This window comes from Lacihabitans soyangensis (genome assembly GCF_024343775.1).
In the GTDB taxonomy this organism is placed as follows: Bacteria; Bacteroidota; Bacteroidia; order Cytophagales; family Spirosomataceae; genus Leadbetterella; species Leadbetterella soyangensis.
Map to the genome: position 1 here is coordinate 22288 of NZ_RJUF01000037.1, position 6000 is coordinate 28287.

Annotated in this window: 7 protein-coding genes and 1 pseudogene; 5 read left to right on the top strand and 3 right to left on the bottom strand. The window is 37.3% G+C overall.

The window, feature by feature from the left end; translation table 11 throughout:
• Nucleotides 1-29 precede the first annotated feature (29 nt).
• The 5 genes from mnmC2 (at nt 30) to EGI31_RS12185 (ending at nt 4215) form a co-directional block, all read left to right on the top strand.
• Nucleotides 30-662, top strand: a complete 633-nt coding sequence (mnmC2, locus tag EGI31_RS12165; protein ID WP_255037506.1) for a tRNA (5-methylaminomethyl-2-thiouridine)(34)-methyltransferase MnmC2 — start codon at nt 30-32, stop codon at nt 660-662.
• A gap of 69 nt (nt 663-731) precedes the next feature.
• A complete protein-coding gene (locus EGI31_RS12170) occupies nt 732-2078 on the top strand; it encodes a sugar porter family MFS transporter (protein ID WP_255037507.1) in 1347 nt (448 codons plus the stop codon).
• A gap of 245 nt (nt 2079-2323) precedes the next feature.
• Nucleotides 2324-3595: an aminotransferase class V-fold PLP-dependent enzyme gene (locus tag EGI31_RS12175; protein WP_255037508.1), complete on the top strand. Its 1272-nt coding sequence runs from the start codon at nt 2324-2326 to the stop codon at nt 3593-3595.
• A 79-nt stretch (nt 3596-3674) separates the two neighbouring features.
• Nucleotides 3675-3932 carry a type II toxin-antitoxin system ParD family antitoxin gene (locus tag EGI31_RS12180; RefSeq protein WP_255037509.1) on the top strand — a complete coding sequence of 86 codons (258 nt, stop codon included), beginning with the start codon at nt 3675-3677 and terminating at the stop codon, nt 3930-3932.
• Nucleotides 3925-4215: a type II toxin-antitoxin system RelE/ParE family toxin gene (locus EGI31_RS12185; RefSeq protein ID WP_255037510.1), complete on the top strand. Its 291-nt coding sequence runs from the start codon at nt 3925-3927 to the stop codon at nt 4213-4215. The genes EGI31_RS12180 and EGI31_RS12185 overlap by 8 nt, the downstream gene beginning before the upstream one ends.
• 33 nt (nt 4216-4248) lie before the next feature.
• On the opposite strand, the gene EGI31_RS12190 is transcribed toward EGI31_RS12185, so the two are convergent.
• From EGI31_RS12190 to EGI31_RS12200, 3 genes and pseudogenes are all read right to left on the bottom strand, one after another.
• The gene (locus EGI31_RS12190) at nt 4249-4551 is read right to left on the bottom strand and encodes a hypothetical protein (RefSeq protein ID WP_255037511.1); all 303 of its coding nucleotides are present in this window, start codon (nt 4549-4551) and stop codon (nt 4249-4251) included.
• 354 nt (nt 4552-4905) lie between these two features.
• Entirely contained in the window at nt 4906-5739 is an 834-nt protein-coding gene (locus tag EGI31_RS12195; protein WP_255037445.1) for an IS3 family transposase, read from the bottom strand.
• A 35-nt stretch (nt 5740-5774) separates the two neighbouring features.
• Nucleotides 5775-6000 (bottom strand): annotated as a pseudogene (locus EGI31_RS12200) (transposase); the annotation flags it as partial.

Sequence of the window (6000 nt, forward strand, 5' to 3'; positions counted from 1 at the left end):
AACCTATATTTGTTCGAAAATTAGCAGAAATGATAGTCAGAACAACGGAAGACGGCTCCAAAACTGTTTATTCGGAGCAATTTAAACAATATTATCATTCGGTTTTTGGTGCGAAAACAGAATCGGAGTGGGTTTACATTGATCTGGGATATTTGGATGCCATCAAGAAATTCGAGGAAATCAGAATTCTGGAAGTCGGATTTGGAACTGGCCTAAATGCTTTTTTAAGTCAGAAAATGGCCGATGAGCATCAAATCCCAACTTCTTATGTTGGTCTAGAAGCTTTTCCAATTCATCCAGATTTATTTCAAAGCCTTAATGAGGATTTGCAAATCTATCATACTTGTGAGTGGGAGAGGCCGTTTAGGCTTTCGAAATATTTTAGCTTTGAAAAAAGGGAAATTCATGTAGAAAACTACGAATGCAATCAAACTTTCCATTTGATTTATTTTGACGCATTTGCCCCAGATGCCCAGCCTGAGCTTTGGACTGCTGAAATTTTCGAAAAACTCAGAAAGATGCTTATTAAGGACGGTGTTTTGACTACTTACTGCTCAAAAGTGATAGTTCAGAAAAACCTAAAGCAAGCAGGCTATAAAATAGAGAAGCACAAAGGGCCACCGCACAAAAGGGAAATTTTGAGGGCCATAAACCAAAGTTAAGGCTTCTTCAGAAATTTATATAAATGCCAATTATTTTCATAGTTTTGTGGAAAATACATTACAAAACCTATGAGCAAAAACACGATTATTTATTTGATTGCTGCCGTAGCAGCCACCGGAGGCCTACTTTTCGGTTTCGATACGGGCGTTATCAACGTTGCCCTTCCATCGCTTCGTGAACAATTACAATTGACGCCATCACAAGAAAGTATGGTGGTAGGAGCGGTGCTTTTTGGGGCAATGTTTGGTCCTTTTATTTCAGGATTTTTGACAGACAAATTGGGTCGTAAAAAAATCAATATCATAGCATCTTTGGTCTTTGTGGTGGGTTCAATATTGGCGGCTATTGCTCCAGATACCAATTCGCTCATTGCAGGTAGATTGCTTTTGGGCTTGGCCATTGGTATTGTGGCCGCTACAGTTCCTTTGTATTTGGCGGAGCTTTCGCCCAAAGATAAACGTGGTAGAATGGTGACGTTTTTTCAGTTGGCCATAACATTAGGTATTTTGCTCTCTTATGTGGTGGGCTACATTTTTGGTGATGCTGAAAATGCATGGCGATTGATGTTTTGGGCAGGATTCGTTCCGGCTATTATATTGTTTGTGGGCATGTTGTTAGTACCTGAAAGCCCAAGGTGGTTACTCACCAAAGGGAGAAATGAGGAAGCCCTAAAAGTCCTTACTCAGCTAAGAAAACCTGATGAAGCAGTAGCAGAATACAACGAAACCTTGAAATTGTTAGAAGAAGAAAGGCTCAATAAATCAAGCTGGATGGAGTTGTTTATGCCAAAATTGAGAATTCCACTTTTCATCGGAATCGGGATATTTGCCATTCAACAGTTTTCGGGCATCAATGCCATCATTTATTATTCCACAGATATTTTTAAGTCACTTTTTAGTGATTCGCAGGCCGCATTGGCGACGGTAGGAGTGGGAATTGTAAACTCATTGGCCACCATTTTGGGTATGCAGTTTCTCGACAAATGGGGCCGTAAACCTTTGCTTTACACAGGTCTGATAGGTACAGCGGTTTGTTTGGGTACTGTTGGCTTGGCATTTTTGTTTGAAAGTAGCTTGCCGGCTGGTTTACGCCAAATGATGTTGGTAGGTGGAATTTATACCTACATTATTTTCTTCGCCATTAGTTTGGGGCCATTGGGCTGGTTATTAATTTCAGAAGTTTACCCTTTAAAAATTAGAGGATTTGCCTCAAGTATGGGAAGTTTTAACCACTGGTTTTTCGATTTGATGGTGGCCATTTCGTTTCCATTAATGCGAGCTACTTCTTTAGGTAAAAACGGAGGTATCTTCTTCATTTACATGATTGTTGTGCTTCTAGGTCTGTTGTTCGCGAAATTTGTGGTGTTTGAAACCAAGGGTCTGAGTTTGGAAGACATTGAGAAGAAGTATAATTGATATTTTGAGATTTTTTTGAATTGAAAGTGTAGGTCCATTGGGCTTGCACTTTTTTGTTTTCCAAGTAGGTAAATATTGATTTCTCAATTAAAACTTGCCGATATCGGCAAGTTTTTACTCTAAATCCAACGTCTCTTTTAATTTTTTTGCCGATAAAAAATTTAATGTGAATCTTTTCTCGGGCTTTCACTTTAATATCTCCCACTTTTTCACAAACTTACTACTCCAAACCCATCAATAAACCAATGCTAAACAGACGGTCGTTCTCATCGAAGCTTATTTCCTCTGCTTTTTTGCCATTTTTAAAAATTCCAGATGGAGGTTTCATAAAGGAAATAAGCGATTATATCAGTTCATCCAATCCAAGTGCTGGTGACGAGGACTTTTGGGCTCAGATTAGGATGGCTTATACCGCCTCGCAACAAATCGTAAACCTTAACAATGGTGGCGTGAGTCCCTCCCCCAAAGTGGTGCAGGATGCTGTTGAGCATTACAACAAGCTGGCCAACGACGGGCCTTCCTACTATATGTGGCGAATAATGGACCAGGGAAGAGAGCCTTTGAGAGAAAGCTTGGCAAAATTTGCTGGTGTTTCTTCAGAAGAAATCGCCATCAATCGCAATGCAACAGAAGCCATCGACACGGTTATTTTGGGTTTGCCACTTCAAAAAGGCGACCAAGTGGTGCTGTCAAAGTATGACTACCCCAATATGCTGCATGCATGGAGACAAAGAGAAGTAAGAGACGGCATAGAGTTGATTTATGTTGACATTGACTTGCCTTTGGCTGATAATGAATTAATTATAAAAAAATATATAGAAAAATTCACTTCAAGAACCAAAGTCGTACATCTTACCCATGTGGTAAACTGGAATGGGCAGATTTTGCCGGTCAGGAAAATTGCTAATGAAGCCAAAAAGAAAGGCATAAAAGTGTTGGTCGATGGAGCTCATTCGTTTGCCTTGTTAGACTTCAAAATTCCGGAACTCAACTGCGATTTTTACGGTACGAGCCTCCACAAGTGGCTTTCTGCTCCAATAGGTTCTGGGATGCTCTGGATCAAGAAGGAAGAAATCAAGAATGTCTTTCCGCTCATACCAAATGGTGATCCCTTTAGCGAAAACGTTAGAAAATATGAGAATCTCGGTACTCGTTCGTTTATGATTGAGCAAGGAATCGGCACTGCACTGAATTTCCAACACACCATCGGAAACAAACGAAAAGAAGACCGCATACGCTACCTGAAAGACTATTGGACCAAGGAAGCCGTTAAAATTCCAAGAGTGAAAATGTACACTCCTTTAGATGCACAATACTCCTGTGCCATCGCCAATGTAGGCATGGAAGGTATGGAAGCGGGCGTGATAGAATCCAAGCTTTTTGAAAAATTCAAAGTACACACATCGCCCACCAAATGGGAAAAAATAAACGGAGCCAGAGTTACGCCGCATGTTTATACCTCTCTAAGAGATTTGGATAGGCTTTTGGAGGGGTTGCTTTATGTTTCTAAGTTGTGACTTGGATTTTTTGAGAAATTGCTTTTGCTCAATACCAAGAATTGGTATATTCACATTTAAATTCTAAATAATTAAGAAAATGGGAAATAACACTTCGGTTTTATTAGGTGATCATTACCAAGAATTCATATTTTCTCAGGTAAAATCAGGTCGATATTCATCAGCAAGTGAAGTTGTAAGGTCGGCATTGAGACTACTGGAGGAAGAAGAACAAAGAAAAAATGAATTTCTGAGAGGAGCATTGAAAGCCGGTGAAGAAAGTGGTTTGGCGATTCCATATAATTCTGAGAAGTTCAAAGAAAAGATGTTTGCCAAATATGTAGAAAAGAATGTTTGAGGTTCGAATCACACCCCTTGTTTTAAAAGATCTTGAGGATATTTGGTCTTATACTTTCAATGAATGGTCTCTGGACCAAGCCAACTTGTACCAAGATCTTTTGGATAGGGGGATTTCAAAAATAGCTGAAAACCCTTTTCAAGGCAAATCCTTGGACAATCTAAAAATGGGGTACTACCAGTTCAATGTTCAGCACCATTCAATTTTTTATTATATTGAAGAAAATTCTGTTGTAATAGTCAGAATTTTACATGAAATGATGGATACTGGGCGGCATCTATAATTTTCAAAATTCTCGTTTTTTATCATAGAATTCTTAATACTTTAACTTTCTATAAATTCTGCACTCATGCTCCATCACAAAATCAGCCGATGTATATACAAGCTCGTAATTATCCTTTTCAGCAAAAGAAAGTTTTTTTTCGGCATGAAAATTAACCACAAACAAATAATTCCCAACGCTCCATTCGGCCACAAAATTGATTTTAGACGGCTTTGAAATCCATTCAAAATCTGCAAATTGTGTTTCTTTTTGTATGGTATCGAATGTAAGCTTCGTTTTTTCTAATTCAACAAAAAGGCCGTAGTTTTTGCCCCAAATAAAAGGTGCTTGGGTCACTTTATCGGTTTCTGCGTCGTCGTTTATCTGAAAAACGTAGAAGTTTACTTTAACTCCTCGCTTAGTCCACGTTCTAGATGTGAAATGCCCATTTCGCCCGCATAAAGTCTAAATTATAAGCATTCTGATATTTGTATTGAGAAAGAATTTGCTTAATATCTAACTTTTAGAAAATATGATTAATTAGACACATAGGGTGATTTTCAGGAATTCTATCTGATATTGGGTGTGAACAGAACCGATCGGTTGCCAGATAAACTTTTGAAAACTATATTTGGATCAGGTTATTTTTGCTTCACTATGTAACGTCCTGAAATAATGATACAGGTTTTTTAAAAGTTAAAAATACAATCTTTAGACAGTAGTAGCATCAATGTTACTACTGTTTTTTTTTGATTTATATGTTTTCATTTTTATTTCGGACTGTTGATGCATTTCATGAGGTGTTAGTAAGTAATTAGAAATATGAGGTCTTTTATGGTTATATGTATGAACAGACTCTTTGACCAATTTTCCTATTTCTTCTAGCTCTAAATCGTACTGGTCAATTTTAAATTCTTGTTTTAAAATACCATTTATTCTTTCCGCTACTGCATTTTCATATGGGTCTGAGTTTTGTGTCATACTGCATAAAACTTTGTGTTTTGATAATATCTCTTGATATATATTTGAACAATATTGCAGACCTCTATCGGAATGGTGTATTAATGGCAATCCCTTCGATTTTCTTTCTCTCAATGCCATTTTTAGAGCTTTTACGCTACTTTCAGCATTTAAATTATCAGCAACATTAAACCCCATTATTCTTTTCGAATAGGCATCGGTCACTAAGCTTAGATACCTTGGTTTCTCTCTTCTTCCAATGTAAGTGATATCCGAAACCCAAACCTGATTTGGTCTTTTTATATCAATATTTAGGATTAGATTATCATGCTTTTTAAACCGATGTTTAGAGTTTGTAGTTACATGATAACGGCGTCTTGGCTGAATAAAAAGATGATTTGCTTTCATTATCGCAAAGAATTTATCTCTGCCAATATCAAGACTTTGTAGCTCTTTATTTAAGATATAGTATAACTTTTTGCCACCAATCATTGGCATCGTTTTTCTAACTTCTAATATCATATCCACAACTACTTCGGCTTTAAAAATCTTGACCTCCTTTCTTTTTATACTCCTGTAATACACCTGTCTATCAATCCCGAACAAATGACAGGCAAAACTCAAGGTTTGGTTTTCTTCTTGTCTAAATTGATCGATTGTTCGGGTGAGGAGTTTTTTCGGATATCAATTTGATATTCTTTTTCAGCTAAATTTATCATCATATCAAAGATGATTGCTTTTTTATCTGAAACATTGGCTAAATGTTCATAATAAGCTCTTTGTTTTTCTAAAAGCTTAACCTTAGCCTCAAGCTCCATTATTCTTTGCTCAGGTGTTTTCGGCATA